This window comes from Streptomyces sp. NPDC059443 (assembly GCF_042750105.1).
GTDB lineage: Bacteria > Actinomycetota > Actinomycetes > Streptomycetales > Streptomycetaceae > Streptomyces.
Genome location: NZ_JBHYVM010000006.1, coordinates 128490 through 151319, shown reverse-complemented (window position 1 = coordinate 151319; position 22830 = coordinate 128490). Strand labels below are relative to the sequence as shown.

General features: G+C 71.9%; 19 protein-coding genes. 9 read left to right on the top strand and 10 right to left on the bottom strand.

Features of this window, described 5'->3' with window-relative positions:
* Positions 1-89: 89 nt before the first annotated feature.
* Positions 90-371: a hypothetical protein gene (locus ACFXDJ_RS08135; protein ID WP_384659493.1), complete on the bottom strand. Its 282-nt coding sequence runs from the start codon at positions 369-371 to the stop codon at positions 90-92.
* A complete protein-coding gene (locus ACFXDJ_RS08130) occupies positions 368-1279 on the bottom strand; it encodes an SPFH domain-containing protein (protein ID WP_384659495.1) in 912 nt (303 codons plus the stop codon). The genes ACFXDJ_RS08135 and ACFXDJ_RS08130 overlap by 4 nt, the downstream gene beginning before the upstream one ends.
* 277 nt (positions 1280-1556) lie before the next feature.
* Between ACFXDJ_RS08130 and ACFXDJ_RS08125 the strand changes: the two genes are divergently transcribed.
* Positions 1557-3824, top strand: coding sequence for a transglycosylase domain-containing protein (locus ACFXDJ_RS08125; RefSeq protein WP_384659497.1), 2268 nt, complete (start codon positions 1557-1559; stop codon positions 3822-3824).
* A 99-nt stretch (positions 3825-3923) separates the two neighbouring features.
* Here the strand turns inward: ACFXDJ_RS08125 and ACFXDJ_RS08120 are convergent, their stop codons facing one another.
* The 3 genes from ACFXDJ_RS08120 to ACFXDJ_RS08110 form a co-directional block, all read right to left on the bottom strand.
* Positions 3924-6017, bottom strand: coding sequence for a SpoIIE family protein phosphatase (locus tag ACFXDJ_RS08120; protein WP_384663149.1), 2094 nt, complete (start codon positions 6015-6017; stop codon positions 3924-3926).
* Between the two features lie 253 nt (positions 6018-6270).
* On the bottom strand, positions 6271-7017 hold the full coding sequence (locus tag ACFXDJ_RS08115; protein WP_384663151.1) for a DUF402 domain-containing protein: 747 nt from the start codon (positions 7015-7017) through the stop codon (positions 6271-6273).
* A 112-nt stretch (positions 7018-7129) separates the two neighbouring features.
* The gene (locus ACFXDJ_RS08110) at positions 7130-8545 is read right to left on the bottom strand and encodes a class II fumarate hydratase (protein WP_384663153.1); all 1416 of its coding nucleotides are present in this window, start codon (positions 8543-8545) and stop codon (positions 7130-7132) included.
* Positions 8546-8652: 107 nt separating this feature from the next.
* Here ACFXDJ_RS08110 and ACFXDJ_RS08105 point away from each other — a divergent pair, with 107 nt between their 5' ends.
* The 4 genes from ACFXDJ_RS08105 (at position 8653) to ACFXDJ_RS08090 (ending at position 14678) form a co-directional block, all read left to right on the top strand.
* The gene (locus ACFXDJ_RS08105; RefSeq protein WP_384663154.1) at positions 8653-10188 is read left to right on the top strand and encodes a ricin-type beta-trefoil lectin domain protein; all 1536 of its coding nucleotides are present in this window, start codon (positions 8653-8655) and stop codon (positions 10186-10188) included.
* Positions 10189-10611: 423 nt separating this feature from the next.
* Positions 10612-11826: a hypothetical protein gene (locus ACFXDJ_RS08100; RefSeq protein ID WP_384662447.1), complete on the top strand. Its 1215-nt coding sequence runs from the start codon at positions 10612-10614 to the stop codon at positions 11824-11826.
* Positions 11827-11855: 29 nt separating this feature from the next.
* The gene (locus tag ACFXDJ_RS08095) at positions 11856-13958 is read left to right on the top strand and encodes a tetratricopeptide repeat protein (protein ID WP_384848396.1); all 2103 of its coding nucleotides are present in this window, start codon (positions 11856-11858) and stop codon (positions 13956-13958) included.
* A 15-nt stretch (positions 13959-13973) separates the two neighbouring features.
* On the top strand, positions 13974-14678 hold the full coding sequence (locus ACFXDJ_RS08090) for a flavin reductase family protein (protein ID WP_384848393.1): 705 nt from the start codon (positions 13974-13976) through the stop codon (positions 14676-14678).
* On the opposite strand, the gene ACFXDJ_RS08085 is transcribed toward ACFXDJ_RS08090, so the two are convergent.
* Together ACFXDJ_RS08085 and ACFXDJ_RS08080 are read right to left on the bottom strand one after the other, a co-directional pair.
* Positions 14610-15551, bottom strand: coding sequence for a BTAD domain-containing putative transcriptional regulator (locus tag ACFXDJ_RS08085; RefSeq protein ID WP_384848390.1), 942 nt, complete (start codon positions 15549-15551; stop codon positions 14610-14612). The two genes, ACFXDJ_RS08090 and ACFXDJ_RS08085, sit on opposite strands and share 69 nt — an antisense overlap.
* Before the next feature lie 181 nt (positions 15552-15732).
* Entirely contained in the window at positions 15733-16503 is a 771-nt protein-coding gene (locus ACFXDJ_RS08080; RefSeq protein WP_384662460.1) for a glycerophosphodiester phosphodiesterase, read from the bottom strand.
* A 100-nt stretch (positions 16504-16603) separates the two neighbouring features.
* Here ACFXDJ_RS08080 and ACFXDJ_RS08075 point away from each other — a divergent pair, with 100 nt between their 5' ends.
* A complete protein-coding gene (locus ACFXDJ_RS08075) occupies positions 16604-16996 on the top strand; it encodes a hypothetical protein (protein WP_384662462.1) in 393 nt (130 codons plus the stop codon).
* A 60-nt stretch (positions 16997-17056) separates the two neighbouring features.
* On the opposite strand, the gene ACFXDJ_RS08070 is transcribed toward ACFXDJ_RS08075, so the two are convergent.
* Positions 17057-17659 carry a hypothetical protein gene (locus ACFXDJ_RS08070; protein ID WP_384662465.1) on the bottom strand — a complete coding sequence of 201 codons (603 nt, stop codon included), beginning with the start codon at positions 17657-17659 and terminating at the stop codon, positions 17057-17059.
* Between the two features lie 139 nt (positions 17660-17798).
* Positions 17799-19463: a fumarate hydratase gene (locus ACFXDJ_RS08065; protein ID WP_384653623.1), complete on the bottom strand. Its 1665-nt coding sequence runs from the start codon at positions 19461-19463 to the stop codon at positions 17799-17801.
* A 150-nt stretch (positions 19464-19613) separates the two neighbouring features.
* Between ACFXDJ_RS08065 and ACFXDJ_RS08060 the strand changes: the two genes are divergently transcribed.
* Both ACFXDJ_RS08060 and ACFXDJ_RS08055 read left to right on the top strand, forming a co-directional pair.
* On the top strand, positions 19614-20294 hold the full coding sequence (locus ACFXDJ_RS08060; RefSeq protein WP_384653625.1) for a DUF1707 domain-containing protein: 681 nt from the start codon (positions 19614-19616) through the stop codon (positions 20292-20294).
* A gap of 151 nt (positions 20295-20445) precedes the next feature.
* The gene (locus ACFXDJ_RS08055) at positions 20446-20820 is read left to right on the top strand and encodes a WhiB family transcriptional regulator (protein ID WP_384653626.1); all 375 of its coding nucleotides are present in this window, start codon (positions 20446-20448) and stop codon (positions 20818-20820) included.
* A 109-nt stretch (positions 20821-20929) separates the two neighbouring features.
* On the opposite strand, the gene glpX is transcribed toward ACFXDJ_RS08055, so the two are convergent.
* A complete protein-coding gene (glpX, locus tag ACFXDJ_RS08050; RefSeq protein ID WP_054221849.1) occupies positions 20930-21961 on the bottom strand; it encodes a class II fructose-bisphosphatase in 1032 nt (343 codons plus the stop codon).
* Between the two features lie 213 nt (positions 21962-22174).
* Here glpX and ACFXDJ_RS08045 point away from each other — a divergent pair, with 213 nt between their 5' ends.
* The gene (locus tag ACFXDJ_RS08045; RefSeq protein WP_384653659.1) at positions 22175-22702 is read left to right on the top strand and encodes a DUF4245 domain-containing protein; all 528 of its coding nucleotides are present in this window, start codon (positions 22175-22177) and stop codon (positions 22700-22702) included.
* Positions 22703-22830: the final 128 nt, after the last annotated feature.

Genomic DNA, 22830 nt, shown 5'->3' with positions numbered 1-22830 from the left:
GCGGGATGGAAGGCGTTTCCGCAGGTCAGGCGGGATTGTCACAGTTACAAAAAGGACCCCTGGGGCATTTCGCCTCAGGGGTCCTGCGGTCAGTCGGCGGGCTTCGGCGGGCGGCCGCGGGGGCGGATGGGACCCGCTCCGCCGGGCAGCCGGCCGGCCTCGGACAGGGCGCGGCGGAGCAGGAACTCGATCTGCGCGTTGGCGCTGCGCAGCTCCTCGCCGGCCCACCGCGCGAGCGCGTCGTGCACCTGCGGATCGAGCCGCAGCAGCACCTGCTTGCGGGCCTGGCGGGCCTGCTTCGGCCCGGCCGCGGGTCCGGGCTCGGGTCCGGGCCCTGTGCCCTCCGTGTCGCCGCCGCCGTCGGGGCTCACTGGTAGAGGGTGCCCGTGTTGACGACGGGCTGGGCCGCGCGGTCCCCGCACAGGACCACCATCAGGTTGGACACCATCGCCGCCTTCCGTTCCCCGTCGAGGTCCACGATGTCCTGCTCCGCGAGGCGGGTCAGGGCGAGTTCGACCATACCGACCGCGCCTTCGACGATCTGCTTGCGGGCCGCGACGATGGCGCCCGCCTGCTGGCGCTGGAGCATCGCGGAGGCGATCTCCGGGGCGTACGCGAGGTGGGTGAACCGGGACTCGATGATCTGGACGCCGGCCGCGTCGACCCGGGCGGCCAGTTCGGCGGTCAGCTTCTCGGTGATCTCCTCGGCGTTGCCGCGCAGGGACAGGCCGCCGTCCTCGTGGGCGTCGTAGGGGTACTCGATCGCGATGTGCCGGACGGCCGTCTCGGTCTGGGTCTGGACGAACTCGGTGAAGTCGTCGACCTCGAAGACGGCGCGCGCGGTGTCCTCGACCCGCCACACGACGACGGCCGCCAGCTCGATCGGGTTGCCGTACGCGTCGTTGACCTTCATGACGGGGGTCTCGTGGTTGCGCACCCGGGTGGACAGACGCCGACGGGAGGTCAGCGGGTTGACCCAGCGCAGTCCGTCGGTGCGGACGGTGCCGCGGTAGCGGCCGAAGAGCTGGACCACGCGGGCCTCGCCCGGTGCGACCGTGTTCAGCCCGCACATGGCGATGAAGGCGGCGATGGTCAGGAGGATGCCGCAGATGATCAGGCCCGCCTTGGCGCCGTCGGTGCCCGCGGTCGCGCCGAGGAAGACCAGACCCACCCCGGCGAGCACCCCCACCAGGCCGAGCAGCAGCGCGAGCCCGCCGCCCACGCTCCGCGCGGGGAACTCCCGTACGCCGGTTTCGGCGACTTCCTTGTTGTTCGACATGGTCTGCCCCGTTTCCTTCGATGGCCGCCGATCGGGCGCCCTATCAAAGTGATATCACTTTTCAGTGCCCGCCGACAGTCTTCCGGCGCTCCTCCGCCAGTCCGTGGACGGTCCGCCGCAACCTCGCGGCCTTTGCGCGCGTCGGTTCCATCGGCGCGGGTGCTGATTCTCACGTCCGAATTGACCGGTATTGACTCCGGTTGGCCAGCCTTTGTCACAACCTGCGGTGTTAGCTTTCTGAGCTGACGTCGGGGGGTAATCGAGCGGAGCGGGAGCGATGGGCCGAGCAGAAGCGCGAAAGGTGCAGCAGCAGCGCGGTGCGCGACGAGCGCCGCGCGGGCGCGCCAAGGGCAAGGGCGGGAAGCCGGGCAAACCGACCGGCATACGCCGCTTCTTCACCTGGAGGAAGATCCTCGGAACCTTCTTCGGGATGATCCTGCTCGGCATGGCGGCCCTGGTCGGCCTCTACTTCTACGTGGACCCGCCCAACCCGAACGCCGAGGCGCTGAAAGAGACGAACGTCTACAAGTTCGCCGACGGCTCGGTCATGACCCGCGACACCAGCGACGGCATGCTCAACCGTCAGATCGTGCCGATCAGCAAGATCCCCGAGGACGTGCAGACGGCCTTCATCGCGATCGAGAACAAGTCCTTCTACGAGGACCGCGGCGTCGACTTCAAGGGCATCGCCCGAGGTCTGTTCAACACGGTCACCGGCAAGGGCAAGGCCGGCGGCTCGACCATCACCCAGCAGTACGTCAAGAACTTCTACCTGACCCAGGACCAGACGGCGACCCGCAAGCTGAAGGAGATGGTCATCTCCCTCAAGGTCGACCAGAAGATGGAGAAGCCCGAGATCCTCGCGGGCTACCTGAACACCAACTTCTACGGGCGCAACGCGTACGGCATCCAGGCCGCGGCCCAGGCCTACTACGGAGTCGACACCGACAAGCTGACCCTGGAGCAGGGCGCGTACCTCGCCGCGGTCCTCCAGGCCCCCAGCCAGTACGACTGGGCGACGGCCGGCCCGAACGGCAAGCGCCTCGTCATGATCCGCTTCAACGGCGTCCTCGACAACATGGTCGAGATGGGCAAGCTGGACCCGGCCAAGCGCAAGGAAATGAAGTTCCAGGAGCCGATCAAGCCCAAGGCCGCCCCTGGAATGGAGGGTCAGAAGGGCTACCTGGTCCAGGCCGCCGACGAGGAGCTCAAGAAGCAGACCGGCATGAACGACGCCCAGCTCAAGGCCGGCGGCTGGGACATCACCCTCAACATCGACCCGAAGAAGCAGGCCGCCCTGGAGAGCGCCGTCCAGGACGAGCTGGAATCCAAGATCGACCGCAAGGGCCGCCCCGTCGACGCGACCGTGCAGGCGGGCGCCACCTCCGTGGACCCGAAGACCGGCGCGATCGTCGCGATGTACGGCGGCACGGGTCTGTCCGACCAGTACGCCAGCAACGCCCTGCGCAAGGACTACCAGCCGGGCTCGACCTTCAAGCCGATCGTGCTCGCCTCCGCCCTGGAGAACAAGGCGACCACTCAGGACGGCAGGCCGATCACGCCCAACACCCTCTACGACGGCACCAGCAAGCGCCCCGTGGTCGGTAGCGACACCCCGTTCAGCCCGCAGAACCAGGACGACCACAACTACGGCAACCCGATGATGACGGTGCAGGACGCCACCAACTCCTCGGTGAACTCGGTCTACGCCCAGATGATCGTGGACGTGAAGCCGCCGAACGCGAAGAAGACGGCCCTCGCCCTCGGCATGCAGGACCGCGACGGCTGGCCCGCCGACAAGCCGGCCATGACGCTCGGCACCATGAGCGCCGACACCGTGGAGATGGCCGGGGTCTACGCCACCTTCGACAGCCACGGCAAGAGGATCACGCCGAGCATCATCAAGTCCGCCGTGCACAAGGACCGCGAGTACAAGCCGGTCCGCGCCGTCGGTGACCAGGCCATCAGCCGCAAGACCGCCGACACCGTCACCAAGGTGCTCACCGGCGTGGTCGAGGACGGCTCCGGCCGGGCCGTGAAGAGCTCGGCCTACGAGGCCGCCGGCAAGACCGGCACCACCGAGGAGAACAGGGCGGCCTGGTTCACCGGGTTCACCCCGGAACTCGTCACCGTCGTCGCGATGTTCGGCGAGGAGCCCGGAACCCACAAGCAGGTCAGCCTGACCGGTACCGCCGGCGGCGGCCGCGCGGGCGGCTCCAGCTTCCCGGCCGCGATCTGGAAGCAGTACACGCTGGCCGCGCTCAAGGGCGCGGACACCGGCTCCTTCGACCTGGAGGAGGCCGACATGGGCAAGGCCCAGACGCCGACCGGCAGCAGCTCCCCGGCGAACACGCCGAGCCAGACCCCGAACACCCCGCCGGCGTCCGGCAACACGACGCCGCCGCCGACGCCCACGCCGACCCCGACGCCGACTCCGACTCCGACCCCCACGCCGAAGCCGACCCCGACGCCGACTCCGACGCCGACCCCCACGCCGAAGCCGACGAAGACGCCGCCGAACCCGGACCCGGGGCCGCCGCTGTAGGCCTCGCGCCTGCCCCGCCGCCCCCCGCCAACCCCCCCCCCCCGCCGCCGCGGGGGGGGGGGGGAGGGCGTTCGCGGCGACATTGACGGCGGGGGGCGGTCAGCTCCGGTCCGGCGCCCCCGGCAGCCCGAGCTCGAACCAGACCACCTTGCCGCTGCTCAGCCGGGTGGCACCCCAGCGGCGGGCCATCCGGTTGACCAGGAACAGGCCGCGGCCGCCCTCGTCGTCGTCCCGCGCCCGGCGCTGGCGCGGCAGCTGCGGGGAATCGTCGCCGACCTCGCAGCGCAGCACGTCCGTCTTGAGGAGACGTAGCGTCACGGGCCGCTCGGCGTACCGCACCGCGTTCGTCACCACCTCGCTGACCAGCAGTTCCAGCGAGTCCTGGAGCTCCTCCAGCCCCCAGCGGGTCAGCGCGCGGCGGGCGAACCGGCGGGCCCGGCCCGGAGCGGTCTCCTCCGGGTCCAGGAACCAGTACGCCACGTCACTGGGTGCGATCCCGTCGAACCGGGCCGCGAGCAGCGCGATGTCGTCGTCCCGGTCCCCGGGGCCCAGCATGTCCAGGATGTCGTCGCACAGGGCCTCCAGCGGCGGCGGGTGGTCCAGGCCCGTCAGCTGCGCGGTGGTGGCCAGGCGCTCGCGCAGCTGCTCGATGCCGGTCCACACGTCGCGGAGCCGGGACTCGACCAGCCCGTCGGTGTACAGCACGAGGGTGGCCCCGGCCGGGGCGTCGAGCTCCACGGCCTCGAAGTCCACGCCGCCGACGCCGATGGGGGCGCCGGGGGGTACGCGCAGCACCTCGGCGCGACCGCCCAGGTGCAGCAGGACCGGCGGCGGGTGGCCGGCGTTGGCGATGGTGATCCGGTGCGACACCGGGTCGTAGACGGCGTAGAGGCAGGTGGCCATCCGGTCGGAGCCCAGGCGCTGCGCCTGCTCGTCCAGGTGGTGCAGGACCTCGGCGGGCGGCAGGTCGAGCTGCGCCAGCGTCTGGGCCGTCGTACGGAGCTGACCCATGATCGCGGCGGAGGTCATGGAGTGGCCCATGACGTCGCCGACCACGAGTGCGACCCGGCTGCCGGGCAGGGGTATGGCGTCGTACCAGTCCCCGCCGACCCGGGCCGTCTCGGCGGCGGGCAGGTAGCGGCTGGCCAGGCGGACCCCGGTGGGCTGGGGGAGGCTGTCGGGCAGCATCGTGCGCTGGAGCTCGTCGGCGATGTACGCCTCGCGCCCGTAGAGCACGGCCTTGTCGATGCCGAGTGCGGTGTGGGTGGCCAGCTGGGCGGCGACCAGCAGGTCGTTCGTCTCGAAGGCCGGCCGCTCGGGGGTGCGCAGGAACACCGCCGCGCCGATGACGCGGCGGCGGCCCCGCAGCGGCGCGAGGATGGCCCGCTGGCCGCGCGGTACGGGGTGGTCCGCGCCCAGCAGCTCCGGCAGCGCGGCCCGCGCGGCGGCCGAGGACCCGAAGACGGGCCGTACGCCGCGCAGCACCTCGGCCAGCGCCCCGCCGGGGCGGATCTCGCACAGCTCGGCGGCGGGCAGGTCACCCTGCGGGCCGACCAGGGCGAGCTGGCTGAAGTCGAGCTCGCCGTCCGGGGAGCCGGCACCCGTGCCGGTTCCGGTGAACTCGTCGATCGGCCGGAGCCGGTCGGTGCGCCGGAGCCTTAATACGACCGGGCCCACGGGGCGTTCGTCGCCCACGGGGAGGGGGTCGCGCAGGTAGACGAGGATGGCGTCGGAGAAGGTGGGCACGGTGGCCCGGCACAGCCCGAGCACGATCTCGTCGAGGTCGATGCCGCGCGCGATGCGCCGGGTGGCGGCCCCGACGAAGCGCAGCCGGTCCCCTTCCCGCCGCGCGATGGCCTCGGGACCATTGCCCTGGCCGGGCGCGGAACCGGAGAGGGGGCCGGGGATGGAGGCGGAGACGGCACCGGCACCGGCCCCCGGGCCTCCGGCCGCGCCGGACCCGGTGATCGCGGCCGCGCGGCGTGCGGCTTCGCCGTCGCGGGTCCGGGCAGCCTCGTCACGGGGGCGGGGGAGACCCGCGGACTGGTCCGCGGCCTGGGCCGGCGCATGCGTGCGTACGGCCTCGGCGGCCGGGACCGGGGCCTTGCCGTGGCCCGGCTCGTCAGTCCGCCCGCCGGGGGCGACCGGCTGTGAGCCCTCCTGAGAGGTGGGGTACTCCGTCACGCGTGGCATTCCGTCCGTTTGCGCTCGATGTGCGCTGCACTCAACTCGGTCAGTCGCGGTATACCCGCTCAGCGGCGGGGACACCATCGCCCCGCGGTACCGCGTCCCGCTCGTTACCTCTCGTCGTGCGTAGCTCTCCGGTCAAGTCGCTCAAGTCGCGCTCGCCTGACGTCATTTGCCGAAGGAAGGCCGTACGGCACCCCTGCCGACGACCTGGCGGAGGACGATCCTACGTTTGTCCCCCGGGGGCGCATCAAGGGTCTCATGAGGTCATATGCGCCGGAGTGCGGTCCCAGTCCTCGGGCAGTACCGGTACTCCCCAGGACGGGTCCGGACGCCAATCCTGCCAGCCGTCGGAGAACGGCGGCCCCCAGGCCTTGATCAGATCCACCGCCGCCCGCCCCGCGGCCTGGACCCGCCGGGCCTGCTCGCGGTCCATCAGGCCCGACCGCTGGGCCTGGGCGAACTCGTCCTCGTCCCGCCATTTCCACGTGCGGTCTGGGTATACGGAGATGTCGAGGAAATGGTCCTCGGAGTCGACCCCGCCGGACCAGCGGGAGCGGGGCTCCTCAAGGTTCACGTACCAGCTCTTGAAACGCCAGCCGTGTTCCCAGAACAGCCACACCGACCACGGCTCCCCGGGCCGCGCCAGCTTGAGCACGCCCGCCCCGAACCAGCGCGACCGTACGGTGGTGCGCGGCGCGGTGTACCGGGTGGCGAGCGGCTCCTCGTGGACGGGGGTCCCGTCGGCGAGCACCGGTTTGACGCATTCGGTGCCCGGGGCCATCCACACGGCGAGGAGCTCGTCGGTGTCGCACACCACGGTCACGGGCCGGCAGATGTGGACCCGGCCGCCCTTCGGGCCGGGCGCGTGGTCGCGGTAGCGCCAGAGGATCTGCTCCCCGGGCAGCCAGTGCCCGCCCGGCGCCGAGTCCCGGGCGACGCCCCGTGGCGAGTCCCGTGCCGAGTTCCGCGCGCTGCCGCCCCCGCGGCCTCCGGTACCTGTCATGCGCAGATCTTAGGGCTGGGGCCCGGAACCTGGCCGCCGGGCAGGTCACGGAGGTCCGCGGGGACCGGAAACGACCGGATCCGGACCCCTGTGCGGAGCCGGACCGGCCGGTTCAGGGGCGGGTCATCCGCAGCACGTCCAGGGCCTCGTCGAGCTGCTCCAGGGTGAGGTCGCCGCGGTCCACGTAGCCCGACTCCAGGACGACCTCCCGGATCGTCTTGCGCTCCGCGAGGGACTTCTTGGCCACCTTGGCGGCCTCCTCGTAGCCGATGTAGCGGTTCAGCGGGGTCACCACGGAGGGCGAGGACTCGGCGTACTCCCTGGCCCGGGCCGTGTTGGCGGTGATTCCGGCCACGGTGCGGTCGGCCAGCAGGCGGCTGACGTTGCCCAGGAGGCGGATGGATTCCAGGAGGTTGCGGGCCATCACGGGGAGCATCACGTTGAGCTCGAAGTTGCCCGCGGCCCCCGCCACGGCGACCGCCGTGTCGTTCCCCATCACCTGCGCGGCGACCATCAGCGCGGCCTCGGGGACGACCGGATTGACCTTGCCGGGCATGATCGAGGACCCCGGCTGAAGATCCGGGAGATTGATTTCGGCCAAACCGGTGCGCGGTCCGGAAGCCATCCAGCGCAGGTCGTTGCAGATCTTGGTGAGCGAGACGGCGACCGTGCGGAGCATGCCCGAGGTCTCCACCAGTGCGTCCCGGGCCCCCTGGGCCTCGAAGTGGTCCCGGGCCTCGGTCAGCGGCAGTCCGGTCGCCGCGGCCACCTCCGCGATCACGGCGGCGGAGAACCCGGGCGGGGTGTTGATCCCGGTGCCCACGGCGGTCCCGCCCAGCGGCAGCTCGGCCAGCCGCGGCAGCGCCGCGCGCAGCCGCTCGACGCCGTAGCGCAGCTGGACTGCGTACCCGCCGAACTCCTGGCCCAGGGTGACCGGGGTGGCGTCCATCAGGTGCGTCCGCCCGGCCTTGACCACTTGGGAGAACTCGGCGGCCTTGTGCTCCATCGCGCCGGCCAGGTGCTCCAGGGCGGGGATCAGCTCGCGGGTGACGGCGGCGGTGGCGGCGATGTGGATGGAGGACGGGAAGACGTCGTTGGAGCTCTGCGAGGCGTTGACGTGGTCGTTGGGGTGGACGGCGCGGCCGAGCCGCTCGGTGGCCAGGGTGGCGATCACCTCGTTGGCGTTCATGTTGGACGAGGTCCCGGAACCCGTCTGAAACACGTCGACGGGGAAGTGCTCGTCCCAGCGGCCCCCGGCGACCTCGGCGGCCGCCGAGGCGATCGCGCCGGCGACGTCCTCGTCGACCACGCCGAGCCGGGCGTTGACGGTGGCGGCCGCGGCCTTGATCCGGGCCAGCGCCTCGATGTGGGCGCGCTCCAGGCGCTGTCCCGAGATGGGGAAGTTCTCCACCGCGCGCTGGGTCTGAGCTCGCCATTTGGCGTGTGCGGGGACGAGTACCTCGCCCATGGAGTCGTGCTCGGTGCGGAAGCCGGCGGGGGTGTTGCCGGACTGCTGATCGTCGGTCATTTGTGGTGCCTCCTCAAAAAGTTGAGCAATTGTCTTGTTCGGACTGTTCCCAACTCGCTTACTGACCAGTAAATACCGGGGGTAACACTGATATCGGGGAGGCGTTCATGGCACGTGCCCGTACACAATCCAGGATCAGACTCAGATCTACCTTCGCCGCCGTCGCGGCGGTCGCGGCCGCCCTCGGGGGCGTCTCCGCCATCACCCCCATGGCCCACGCGGCGACCACCGCCGGGGCCTCGGTGACCCCGCTCCCGCCCGAACTGGAGGCCATCCGGGCCGCCGAGGCGACGAGCATCTACGGGGACTCGGCGATCCGCCCGCTCGCGGACCGCAAGACCGGCCTGATCTCGCTCGGAGACAGCGAGATCTCGGGCGAGGGCGTCGGCAACTACGACCCCGCCACCAACACCTCGGCCAACCAGTGCCACCGCTCGCCCGACTCGGCGATCCACCGCACCGGCATCCCGGCCGACTTCACCTTCAACGTGGCCTGCTCCGGCGGCTACACCGGCAACATCAAGATCGGCGGCAGCAAGCAGTACGCCGACGAGCTGGTGCAGAGCGACAGCCTCGCCATCAAGGCCCGCAACACCAAGATCAAGATGGTGCTGCTGGTCGCCGGGGCCAACGACGACCTCCAGTTCGGCCCGGTCATGACCGACTGTGTCACACGCTGGGTGCTCAGCCAGGGCACCTGCGAGCCGAAGTACGGTCCGGGCTGGCAGGCGCGCGTCGACGGCCTCAAGCCCAAGGTGGAGTCGACGATCGCGGACCTCAAGACGGTCATGCGCGACGCCGGTTACGCCGACTCCGACTACAAGCTGGTCGTGATGGGCTACCCCAGCCCGATCGGCCCCGACTTCTACGACAACCCCGACTTCCCGGGCAAGCTCCCGGGCGGCTGCGCCGGCTACGACTCCGACGCCGCCTGGGGCCGCAACTACGCCGTGCCCACCTTCGAGAAGGGCATGCGCGCGGCCGCCCTCGCCGCGGGCGCGACCTTCCTTGACAACTCGCGGCTCTTCAACGGCCACGAGGTCTGCATGGAGGACACCTGGGCCCGCGGCCTCTACCTCGACCTCGGGGACCACTTCCCGTGGGACTCGAACACCGCCCGTCAGTCCTTCCACCCCAACTACCGCGGCCACGGCGCCTTCGCGTCGTGCCTCACCCAGCTCTACGACTCCGGCCTGCGCGAGGCCTCCTGCGCCGACCCGGCGAGCACCGGAACCCCCGTCCTGCAGGCCGGGGCGTGGGACGACCTGTACAAGCCGCTGAAGAACGAGGCGACCGGCAACTGCGTCGACGCCAGCGGCGGCTCCAGCGCCAACAACACCAGCGTCATCGGCTGGGACTGCCACGGCGGCCGCAACCAGGGCTGGTGGTACGACTCCGCGAGGAAGTCGGTCCACAGTCAGCTGACCCAGGACCGCTGCCTCGACGCCCCCGCCGGCAACTACGGCAACGGCACCGCGATGATCATCTGGAACTGCCACGGCGGCGCCAACCAGCAGTTCGTCCGTGACGGAGCCACCATCCGGCCCTCCGCCGCCCCGGGCATGTGCCTGACGGTGGCCGCGGCCCACGAGCCGCTGCGCCTGCAGACCTGCAACGGCTCGGCGAACCAGCGGTTCGTGTAACACCCCTGCCCCACGCAACCCCCGCTCCACGCGACACCCCCGCCACACTCGTACCCCCCACGCCCGGCCGGCGCACCCCGGCCGGGCGTTTCCATGTCCGGGCCGGGCCGGGCCGGGACGCGCCGCGCCGGGGTCCGGTGCGCTCCGGGCTTTGGCGGCGGTTTGGGGAACCTCTGGCGGGCCTCAGCAGCATGGAGGACGTCCAGCCCCCACCACCCTCCCGAAGGAGGTGCATCCCAATGAAGAAGATCCAGATCCGCAAGGCCGGACCGGTCCGCCTGACCTCTTCCGCCTGCTCGCACTACCCGAGCCCCGCCTAACCACACCCGGGCGAGTTCGCGTACGGGCGCCCCCGGTCACTTCCGGGGGCGCCCTCCCGCCCCAGACCCTGTCGCCCGGCCGACGAGAGACGGAGCGCCCGCCATGGCGGAGCCGGCCCACCTCAGCTCTGACACCTCCGACGACGTACCGCTGGCGCTCCATCCGCTGGTCTACCTGGAGGACGGCGGCGAGGTCACCATCGGACGCCGTGACACCGAGTCCTACGCGATCTTCCCGCCCGACGGAGCCGAACTCGTACGCCGGCTCCAGGAGGGCGCCACCCCCGCGCAGGCCGCCGATTGGTACGAGCACACGTACGGGGAGCGCGCCGACGTCGGGGACGTGGTCGAGGCCCTGCACGAGCTCGGCTTCGTGCGCGCCGAGGGCGAGGCGGAGACGGCCCCGGAACCGGTGCGCTGGCAGCGGCTCGGCCGGGCGGTCTTCTCCCCGGCGGCCTGGGCCTGTTACGGGCTGGCCGTGGCCTGGGCGGTGGTCTCGGTGGTCCGCAGGCCGGAGCTCCTGCCGTCCCCGCAGGACCTGGTCTTCAGCCACTACTACGCGGTGATCACCCTCGTCCTGCTCGTGGTCGCCGTCCCGCTGATCGCGCTCCACGAGATCTTCCACGCGCTGGCCGGCCGCCGCCTGGGCATCCGCTCGCGCACGAGGATGTCGTACCGGTTCTACTTCCTCGTCGTCGAGACCTCGCTGGACGGCCTGGCCGGGGTGGAGCGCCGCAAGCGCTATCTGCCGATCCTCGCCGGGATGGTCGCCGACACCGTCCTGATCAGCCTCGCCGTCATCGTGGCCGGCTTCACGCACGGCCTGACCGCCCGCCTGTGCCTGGCCGTGGCCTTCACGACCTTCATCCGGGTGCTGTGGCAGTTCTTCCTGTACCTGCGGACCGACATCTACGTCCTGATCACCACCGTGCTCGGCTGCGTGGACCTGCACACCACCTCCCTGCGCATGCTGGCCAACCGGGTCAACCGGCTGCTCGGACGCACCGACCGGCTCACCGACGAGTCCCTGTGGCACCCCGTGGACCGGCGGGCCGCCCGCTGGTACTCCTGGCTGCTCCCCGTCGGCTACGTCCTCAGCCTCAGCACCTTCCTCTGGGGCATCGGGCCCGTCTTCCTGAACATGATCTCGGCCTCGATCGACCGGTTCGGCGCGGGCCACGGCTCGACCTGGGTCCAGCTCCTCGACGCGGCGGTCTTCCTCGTCCTGACCTTCGCCCAGATCGCCATCGCCCTCTGGCTCGCCGCCAGGGAACGCATCCGCAGCCGGCGGGCCCGGCTCCACCACGTCATCGCCTGAAATCCCGGCCACAGCACTAGGAGTCATCGATGAGCGGGCACCACTGGATCTCCGCGCCACACCGTCACGAGCGCGAGGCGCTGGCGGCCGGCCTCGGCCTGCCCCCGCTGCTCGCCTCCGTGGACGCGCACCGGCGCCTGCGCGGCCCGTACACCGCCGCCGGAACCCTGCTGCGGCTGCTGGCCCCCGAGGCGCTGGAGCGGCGGCCCGCCCTGGCGGCCCGGCACTACATCGAGCTCCAGGAGAGCACGCCCGAACTGGCCCCGCTGGTACCGCCGATCACCCACCACATCGAGGAGCAGTCGACCGCCGGGGAGGTGAGCCGCTACCCGGCCCGCCTGCACTCCCTGCGCGTCGCCCACGGCATCGTGGACTTCCTGCTCGCCGCCCTCGCCGACGCGGCGCGCGGCCCGCGCACCCTGGTGGTGGAGAACGTCCAGCACGCGGACGTCACCGACCAGGAGTTCCTGGCGGCCGCCCTGCGCCGGATCCCGCCCGAGCTGCTCACCCTCGTGCTCTGCTCGGGGACGGCCCGGCTGCTGGACCCGCCCGGCTTCCCCTCGCTCTCGCTCCCGGACGCGCTGGCCGCGTACACGACGCGGACGCGGGGCGCAGACTCCGTAGCGCCGACCCCCGGTCCGGAGGCGGCCCGCGCGTACGTCGACGGGGACTGCGTGGCCGACGACCCGGCGCTGACCGAGGCCTACGAGCGCCTCGGCGCGGCCGAGCGCGCCGCACTCCACGACCGCCGCGCCGCCGAACTCGCCGAGCGGGCCGAGGAGCGCGAACCCTCGCTCCGGCTGGGCGCCCTGCCGTACCACCTGATGCGCGGCTCCGACGCGGCCGGAGCCGGGGTCGAGGCCCTGCGCGCGGCCCTGCTGCGCTGCAAGTACCTGGGCTTCTACCACATCGCGGCCGAACTGGGCGATGAGGGACGGCGGTTCGTGGACCCGGCCGAACGCCCCGAACTGTGGTGGGTGTTCATCCGGGAGTCCGGCGTCTGTCTCGCGGCGGCCGGCCGCCCCGACGAGTCGGCCGTGCTCCAGGAGGAAGCACGGACGGCCACCCTGAACCCCGCGCACCACATGAAGCTCGCCTACGAGATCGGCATGCTCTACGCACGCCACTACCCGGAGGAGCGGCGCGACCCGCGCCGGGCGCGGGCCTGGGTCAACACGGCCATCGCGCTGGCCGACCTGCTGCCCGACCCCAAGGAGCGGTCCTTCTACTCGGTCTTCAACCGCAACGGGCTCGCCCTCGTGGAGGTCCGCGACGGCCGCCCCGACGAGGCGCTGCGGCTGCTCGACGAGGGGATCGAGCGGCTCGGCCGGGAGCTGGGCCTGGGGGAGAAGACCTGGCACCGGGTCGGCCTGCGCTACAACCGGGCCCAGGTCAACAGCATGAGCGGGCGGCTGGAAGCGGCCCTGGAGGACTACGCCGAGATCATGGACGCGGACGACGACTTCGCGGACCACTACTTCAACCGGGGCAACATCCTGCGCAAACTGGGCCGCATCGAGGAGGCCATCGCCGACTACGAGCGGGCCCTGTCCCTCGAAGCACCCTTCCCGGAGGCCTACTACAACCGGGGCGACGCCCGGCTGGAACTCGGCGACACCGAAGGCGCGCTGGCCGACTTCGACCGCACCCTGGAGCTGGAACCGGGCCACCAGGAGGCGCTGCTCGGCCGGGCCGGCCTGTTCGCCGACGCGGGAGAGGCCGAGGCGGCCCTCGCGGACGTGGACGCCGGGCTGTCCCTGGCCCCTGGCCACGCCCACCTGCTGTGCCTGCGGGGCCGGCTGCTGGCGGAGGCGGGCCGGACCAAGGAGGCCGCCGAGGCGCTCGCGGCCGCGCTGGCCGGTGATCCGGGGATGGCCGAGGCCTGGGCCGTCAAGGGCGAACTGGCCTACCTGGAGGGCGATCTGCCGGCCGCGACCGCCGATTTCGACCGGGCGGTGGAGCTGGCCGACCGGCCCGACTTCCGCTTCAACCGGGCCGTGGTCCACGAGGCGGCCGGCCGGTTCGCGCAGGCCGCGACGGACTTCGACGCCGTGTACGCGGCCACGGGCGACCCCGACGCGGTCCGGCAACGGGACTCCTGCCTGCGCGCCGCCGAGCGCAGCACCGTCTGAGGCGGAGCGGACCGGATGAGCCTGCGGCAGCGCGAGGAGAGGCCGGAACTGCGGCCGGGCACCTTGCCGGGTGCCTTGCCGGCCGACCCGGCGGCCGTGGCCGCGGGCGATGCCACGGTCACGGCCACGGCCACGGCCGCCTTCACCGAGGCGATGGCCCGGCTGGTGTCCGGGGTGGCGGTGGTCTGCGCGCGCCGCGCCGACGGGAGCCCGTGCGGACTGCTGGTGTCCTCCTTCAGCTCCTACAGCGTGGCCCCGCCGTCGGTGATGGTGGCGCTCGCGCGCGGGTCGCGTACGTACCGGGCCATGGACGCCCGGGTGGGCACGCCCTTCGGGGCGCATCTGCTGGGCTCCGCGGACGAGGCCCTCGCGAAGGTGTTCGCGGGGCGCTCCCGGGACAAGTTCGCGGACGTGGTGTGGGACTGGGACGACGGGACGCCCCGGATCGCGGGCGTCCCGGTCCACCTCAAGTGCCGGGTGGCCGCGGTCCTTCCGCACGGGGACCACGTGGTGCTGGTGGCCGAGGTGGAGGGCTGCACGGTGGCGGACGCCGAACCGCTGGTCTACTACCGGCGCCGCCTCGGCTGGCGCCTGGGCCCACCGGGTTCAGGCCTCCCGGGTTCAGGCCTCCCGGGTTCAGGCCTCCCGGTTTCAGTGCGTGGCGGGCTGGAGGATCCGGGGGCCACGACATCGCCCGTGGACGGTGGCGGACGGGCGTAACCCGCTCAGCAGGGCCTGCTGTACGGCCTGGAGGTCGGGCCCCGGCTCGATGCCGGTGCCCTCGACGACCACGCGCCGGGCGCGGGTGTACGCGTCCAGCGCCTCGGCCCGCCGGCCGGTGCCGGCCAGGGCCAGCATCAGCTGTTCGTGGAAGGCCTCGCGCAGCGGGTGCCGGGCGCACAGCTCGGCCAGCTCCGCGACCACCTCCTGGGACCGTCCCGCGCAGATGTCGGCGCCGATCCGGTCGTGGACCAGCGCGAGCCGCTCCTCCTCCAGCCGGACCGCGTGGTACGCGGGCAGTCGCGCCGGCCCCAGGTCGGCCAGCGGGCGGCCCCGCCACAGCGCGAGCGCCGAGGAGAAGGCCCAGCTGGCGGCAGCGCAGTCACCGGAGGCCAGCAGACGCCGGCCGTGCGAGGCCCCGGCGCGGGAGAGGTCCAGGTCCAGTTCGCCCGGTGCCACGGACAGCACGTAGCCGGAGCCGGCCGTGCGGAGCACGGGGTGGAGGCGCGGGTCGCCGCCCGCGCGGCCGTGGCCCGGGTCCAGCGTCCGGCGCAGCCCGGACACGTACATCTGCAGGGTCGCGAGGGCGGATCTGGGCGGGTGTCCGTCCCACAACTCGTCGATCAGCAGGTCCGCCGGGGCCAGCCGGTTGGCGTGCAGCAGCAGCACCGCGAGCAGGGCCCGGTGCTTGAGCGGACCCGGCGTGCACGGCGCTCCGGCCCGGCGGACCTCCAGCGGTCCGAGGACGAGATAGCGGGGACCGTCGCCCGCGCCGCCGGTGGTGCCGGCGGCGCCGCCCTCTAAGCCGCTGACGTCCAAGCCGCTGACGGCCGGACGCCTCGTCTGTCGTCTCGCCTGTCGCTGTGTGCCCATGCCCCAGTCACCCTCGCCTGCGCCACGGCGCTGGTGGGCGCCTGTCGAGTCGTCGGCCCGGCGCGATCGCGGCAGGATCCCCCCGCTCCGCACGCCACGCCATACGTTCGGGGCATACCGACCGGCTGTCACGAGTGCGAACCAGCCAATGCGGGGTGCTGCCCGCACCGGGATCACCGGATCAGCGGGACTCCAGCTGCTCCCGCACCGCCCGGGGCCGGTTGGTGATGATCGTGTCCACGCCGAGCCGCAGGCACAGCTCCACGTCCTCGGGCTCGTCCACCGTCCAGACCCGAACCCGCAGCCCCTTCGCCTTCAGCCGGCCCACCAGACCCGGGTCCTGCCGGACCAGGTCGATGCCCGGGCCCGCGTGGGTGGCGTACGGGGGCCGCACCGGCCGGATCCTGCGCTCGATCAAGTAAACGGCGGGCAGCCCGGGGGCGAGCCGGTGCATCCGGGTCAGCGCGGTGCGGGAGAAGCTCATCACCTCGACGCGGCCGCCGGCCCCGTCGGCCAGCCCGTGCTCCCGGAGCACCCGTACGAGCTCGGCCTCCAGCCGGCCGCCCGCACGGGTGGGGTGCTTGGTCTCGACGGCCAGCCCGACGGGGTACGGCGCGGCCAGCGCCTCCCGGAGCAGGTCCTCGAAGAGCAGCACCCGGGCCCCGCGGTGCTCCTCGCCCTTCCACGCCCCGAAGTCGAGGCCGCGCAGCTCCTCGTAGGTCATCTCGGAGACGACCCCGCGCCCGTCGGAGGTCCGCTCGACGCTGCGGTCGTGCACGCAGACCAGCCGCCGGTCGGCGGTGAGCCGCACATCGCACTCCAGGGCGTCGGCCCCGTCGGCGATGGCCTGCCGATAGGCCTCGATGGTGTGCTCGGGGTGCGCGTGGGAGGCCCCACGATGCGCGATGACCCGCGTTCCGCGGGCCGTGGGGAGGGAGGTCGTCGCTGCCATACGGGAAATCCTCGCAAACCGGGGTGAACATGCTGCCGCGGGGTCGTGTCCCCGACGTTAACCGGATGCGGTCCCCCTCCGGGCAGGGCAGGGTGGCGCCATGCCGGAATCAGGTTGGACCGTCTGTGCACCATGCCCGCGCTGCGCCTACCACGCGTGGCAGCGCATCGACGGTGGGCGGCTGCGCTGGGAAGCGGAGTGGGAGTGCGACCGGTGTGAGTTCGGGGGGCCGCGCGACGGGTGCAACCTCGACTACGGCTGGGGACGGGCACCCGACCACGTCCGCGCGGCCATCGTCGCGGCCGAGGGCACGGTCCTGCTCCGCGTGGACGCCTCCGGCGGCGCGGCCTTGAAGGTGTTCCGCGACGTGCTCGGAATGACGATCACGGAGGTCCGGGAGGTATCCCGCGACGGCTACCACGCCACCCCGGTGGAGGCCCGCCACCTGACGGCCCTGCTCCAAGAAGCCGGCTTCTCGGCACGTACGGAATAGCCGAGTAGCAGGCGCTCAAACCTTGACGGCGCGCACGGGGTGCGGTCGGCCGGGAGAGGTTCAGTGGGGAAGCGGCGGCAGCGGGGCCGGAGCGACCTTGAAGCCGCCCTTGATCACCGTCGTGAAGGGGGCCGGGGCCATGCAGGTGCCGACCGTGGCCTCGACGGCCGAGCCGTCGGGCTTCACGTCGGCGTTGGCGATGCCCCACGAGAAGCCGAGCCGGTCGGGCTCGCCGTGCTCGCCGTCCTGGACGCTGATGCCGATCCGCCGGCCCGTCTCACCGACGGTCGACTTGGTGACCACCGCCGTGATCGTGGCCGTCCTGCCGCCCGTGACCAGGCAGTCCACCTCGGCCTCGGACGTGCCGGTCACGTTGTGCCCGGGGGAGTAGTGGTACACGGTCACCTTCCCGCGGGCGTCCGTCGGAAGGCCCTTCTCGCCGCCGGGGGCGTTCAGCGGCCTGCTGAACGGGGCCGCGTCGGCATCGACCGTGAAGCGGATGTCGTCGTCGGGTGAGTAGGCGTACAGGACCGAGGCCGCCCCGTGCACGGCGGCGAGCCTGGGCGCCGGGGAGGCGGCGGGGCCCGGGGCCGCCGCGACCAGGGTGGCGAGCAGTGCGGTGGCGGATCCGGCGACGGCGAGGGCGCGGGTGCGGTTCTTCATCGTGAACTCCCGTTTTCCAAGGGTTGTTTGGGTACGGGCAAAGCCTCGCCTCCCGGCGGCGCCGGCTCCATCTGCCGATCGGCGGACATGCGCGAGGGCCCCTCCGCCGATCGGCAGAGGGGCCCTCGCGTTCTTCGTGCTACAGACCCGGGCCGCGGACCGGGATGTGGGTGAAGGTCGGTTCGGGGGCCGGGTTCTGGAAGAAGTCGTTGCCCTTGTCGTCGACCACGATGAAGGCCGGGAAGTCCTCGACCTCGATCTTCCAGACCGCCTCCATGCCGAGCTCCTCGTACTCCAGGACCTCGACCTTCTTGATGCAGTCCTGGGCGAGGCGCGCCGCCGGGCCGCCGATCGAGCCGAGGTAGAAGCCGCCGTGCGCGGCGCACGCGTCCGTCACCTGCTGGGAACGGTTGCCCTTGGCCAGCATGACCTTGGAGCCGCCCGCCGCCTGGAACTGCTCCACGTAGGAGTCCATGCGGCCGGCCGTGGTCGGGCCGAAGGAGCCGGAGGCGTAGCCCTCGGGGGTCTTCGCGGGGCCCGCGTAGTAGACCGGGTGGTCCTTGAGGTACTGCGGCATCTCGGCGCCCGTGTCGAGGAGTTCCTTGATCTTGGCGTGCGCGATGTCGCGCGCCACGACCAGCGGGCCGGTCAGGGACAGGCGGGTCTTGACCGGGTGCTGGGAGAGGGTCGCGAGGATCGACTCCATCGGCTGGTTCAGGTCGATGGAGACCACGTCCGAGGAGTCGGAGAGATGCTCGTCCGTGGTTTCCGGCAGGAAACGGGCCGGGTCGCGCTCCAGCTGCTCCAGGAAGACGCCCTCGGCGGTGATCTTCGCGGTGGCCTGGCGGTCCGCCGAGCAGGAGACGGCGATCGCGACCGGGAGGGACGCGCCGTGGCGGGGCAGGCGGACCACGCGGACGTCGTGGCAGAAGTACTTGCCGCCGAACTGCGCGCCGATGCCGATCTTCTGGGTCAGCTCGAAGACCTGCTGCTCCAGGGCCTCGTCGCGGAAGCCGTGGCCCAGTGCGGAGCCCTCGGTCGGCAGCTCGTCCAGGTAGTGCGCGGAGGCGTACTTCGCGGTCTTGAGCGCGTGCTCGGCCGAGGTGCCGCCGACCACGATCGCCAGGTGGTACGGCGGGCAGGCCGCGGTGCCCAGCGAGCGGATCTTCTCCTCCAGGAACTTCATCATGGAGGCCTCGTTGAGGACCGCCTTGGTCTCCTGGTAGAGGAAGGACTTGTTGGCGGAGCCGCCGCCCTTGGCCATGAAGAGGAACTTGTACGCGCCACCGTCGGTCGCGTACAGCTCGATCTGCGCGGGCAGGTTCGAGCCGGTGTTCTTCTCCTCCCACATGGTGATCGGGGCCATCTGCGAGTAGCGCAGGTTCAGGCGGGTGTAGGCGTCGTAGATGCCGCGGGACAGGGCCGCCTCGTCGGCGCCCTCCGTCAGCACGTTCTGGCCGCGCTTGCCCATCACGATCGCCGTGCCCGTGTCCTGGCACATCGGCAGGACGCCGGCCGCGGCGATGTTCGCGTTCTTGAGGAGGTCGAGCGCCACGAACTTGTCGTTCGCCGAAGCCTCCGGGTCGTCGATGATGCGGCGCAGCTGCGCGAGGTGCGCGGGGCGCAGGAAGTGCTGGATGTCGTGGATCGCCTCTTCGGCGAGCTTGCGCAGCGCCTCCGGCTCGACCTTGAGGAACGTACGGCCGTCGGCCTCGAAGGTCGAGACGCCTTCGGAGGTCACCAGCCGGTAGGGGGTGGTGTCCTCGCCCAGGGGCAGCAGGTCGGTGTACGCAAACTCTGGCATGACGGCAGTCATTCCTCACTCGGCAGACGGCGCTGGCGACCAAATTGGCAGCGCGGTATCCAGCGTAGGACCTCCGCCGGGACGTTTGTCTGTGAGGTAAGGCTCACCGCCCAGTATCGCGATCTATCGTGTCTCGCTATGCTGGGCGGTGTGGACCTGGAAAAGCACCCCTCCGCCCCCGCGCCCGCCCCTGCCGGGCTGCGCGCTTCCGACGCCGACCGGGACCGGATCGCGCAGATCCTCGCCGACGCCGTCGCCGAGGGCCGGCTGACCGCCGAAGAGCACTCCGACCGGCTCGACTCCCTGTACGCCGTCAAGACGGTCGGTGAGCTGGACGTACTCGTACGGGACCTGCCCGCGGCCGGTGGCGACACCGGACAGCGGCAGCCCGCGTACGCCGCCGCGGGGTACGCGGGGCAGCAGCCGGCGGGCCTCCCGGCCGAGACCCTCGTCGCGGTGTTCAGCAGCTCCTCCCGCAAGGGTCGCTGGCGGCCGGGGGCGAACACCCGCGCGGTCTCCGTCTTCGGCGACATCAACATCGACCTCACCGAAGCCGTCTTCCAGCAGCAGGTCACCGAGATCAACGTGACCTGCGTCCTGGGCAACGTCGAGATCTCCGTCCCGGAGAACGTCACGCTGCGCGGCTACGGCAGCGGGGTGCTCGGCAACGTCGAGGTGCACGGCGAGGGCCAGGGCGGTTCGGCGGACCCGCAGGCCCCGGTCGTGATCGTCCGCGGCTTCGCCCTGCTGGGCAACATCGAGGCGCGGCACAAGCGCGGCGCCCGGCTGGTGGACCTGGCGGGCAGGCTCCGCAAGCGCCTCGAAGGGTAGGCGCAGGCGTGGGCGCGGGCACCGGCCAACGACGGCGTCACGTTTCGGTCGAACCGTCCGGATCGGCGGCACTCGGTGCATAGGGGCGCGCACAGCGGGTAGGGACAGGTGCATCGTCTCTCGCTCGCGTATACGTCGTCAGGAGTAGACCGTGCCGCATCCGCCGCGCCAGTCCCTACAGGTAGCCGCCGTCCAGACGCTTCAGGGGCGGCCGGCGGCGGCCGTGCCGAAGCCGCGGGTGCCGGCCAGGGAAGAGGACGGGCCATGGCACGCCGACGCGGTGTGCCGGCGCGATGAGGCCGGGCTGTTCTTCGCCCCCTCCAAGGAGCCGACCGCGGCCCGGCTGTCCCGCGAGGACGCCGCCAAGCGGGTCTGTGCCCGCTGCCCCGTCATGGTCGCCTGCCGGGAGCACGCGCTGCTCCAGCCGGAGCCCTACGGCGTCTGGGGCGGCCTGACGGCCGCCGAGCGCCGGGTGGTGCTGACCCGACGGCGGCGCCGGGCGGGGGAGCTGCGCGAAGCCTCGTAGGCCTCGTGGGCGGGGGCGTGCGCGAAGCCCCGTAGGCGCGCGTGGACGGACATGCGGAAGGGGCGCTCCCGCCGCACGCGGGAGCGCCCCTTGCCGTGCCCTGCGCGTCCTACTGGGCGCGGTCGAAGTCGATCGCGCTGTACGCGCGGAGCTTCGAGAGCCGGTGGGTGGAGTCGATCTGGCGGATCGTGCCCGACTTCGAGCGCATGACCAGCGAGGAGGTCGTGGCGGTCTCGGAGCGGTAGTGGACGCCGCGCAGCAGCTCGCCGTCCGTGATGCCGGTCGCGACGAAGAAGACGTTCTCGCCGGAGACCAGGTCGTTGGTGTGTAGGACCCGGTCCAGGTCGTGGCCCGCGTCGATGGCCTTCTGGCGCTCGGCCTCGTCCTTCGGCCAGAGCTTGCCCTGGATGGTGCCGCCGAGGCACTTGATGGCGCAGGCCGAGATGATGCCCTCGGGGGTGCCGCCGATGCCCAGGAGCAGGTCGACGCCGGTGCCCTCGCGGACCGCCATGACCGAGCCGGCGACGTCGCCGTCGGAGATGAACTTGATGCGGGCGCCGGTCTCGCGGATCTCCTTGACGATGCCCTCGTGGCGGGGGCGGTCCAGGATGACCACGGTGACGTCTTCCACGGCCATGTTCTTGGCCTTGGCGACGCGGCGGATGTTGACGGAGACCGGGGCGTTGATGTCGACGAAGTCGGCGGCCTCGGGGCCGGTGACCAGCTTCTCCATGTAGAACACCGCGGACGGGTCGAACATGGTGCCGCGGTCGGCGGCGGCCAGGACGGCGATGGCGTTCGGCATGCCCTTGGCGTTCAGGGTGGTGCCGTCGATCGGGTCCACGGCGATGTCGACCTCGGCACCGGTGCCGTCGCCGACCCGCTCGCCGTTGAAGAGCATCGGGGCTTCGTCCTTCTCGCCCTCGCCGATGACGACGACGCCGTTCATCGAGACGGTGGAGATCAGGGTGCGCATGGCGTTGACCGCGGCGCCGTCCGCGCCGAGCTTGTCGCCGCGCCCGACCCAGCGGCCCGCGGCCATGGCGGCGGCCTCGGTGACCCGGACGAGCTCCAGTGCGAGGTTGCGGTCGGGTGCCTCCGGAGAGACTTCGAGCTGAGGCGGCAGGTTGTGCTCGGTCATCGGAGCGCACCTTTCTGTACGGCGACGGCCGGGAGAGTGAGGGTCCCTGGACTCTATCGGTACGTCGATAAATTGAGCAGACCGGGTCACGTATGAGCGGTATATCGGTCAGCCGATTGTCCTGAGCGGACATCTTGCGCGCCGCGCCGGGCGCGACGCGGACCCCGGCGGTGATCGCCCCGGGCGATGCGGGACCATGGTCGGGTGGCAGGTATGAAAGGCAAGCAGACGATTCGGGACATGGTCCTCTCGCTGATGGCGATCGGTCTCGTCGTGGGCGGGATCTACATCTTCATCCCACATGACGAGAAAGCCGACCCGACGCGGGTGATCGACTACCGGGTCGAGAAGCTCACGGCCCGGCGCGCGGCCCCGTACCCGGTGGCCGCCCCCGTCGGGCTGCCGGCGGAGTGGCGGGCGACCTCCGTGACGTACGACGGGAAGGAAGCCAGCTCCTGGCACCTGGGGTTCCTGGACCCGCGCGAGCAGTACGTGGCGGTGGAGCAGTCCACGGACACCACGGCGGGCTACATCCGCAAGGTGACGCAGAAGGCGGCGGCCACCGGGCAGACGCAGCAGGTCGGGGACCGGACCTGGGAGCGCTGGGACGGGGAGAAGTACGACGCCCTCGTGCGGCAGGAGAAGGGCTACGTCACCGTGGTGACCGGGACGGGCTCCTTCGAGGACCTCGGGGTGATGGCCGCGGCGCTGGAGTTCAAGCAGGGCCCCGAGCAGCAGTAGTGGCGCTCATGCGCGAGAAGGGGGGGGGGGGCGGGCGGGGGCGGGGCGGGGGGGGGGCGGGGGGGTATAAAAAAAAAAAAACCCCCCCCCACCGGAACGCCCTCGCGTGGGGGGATAAGGGTGAGAAG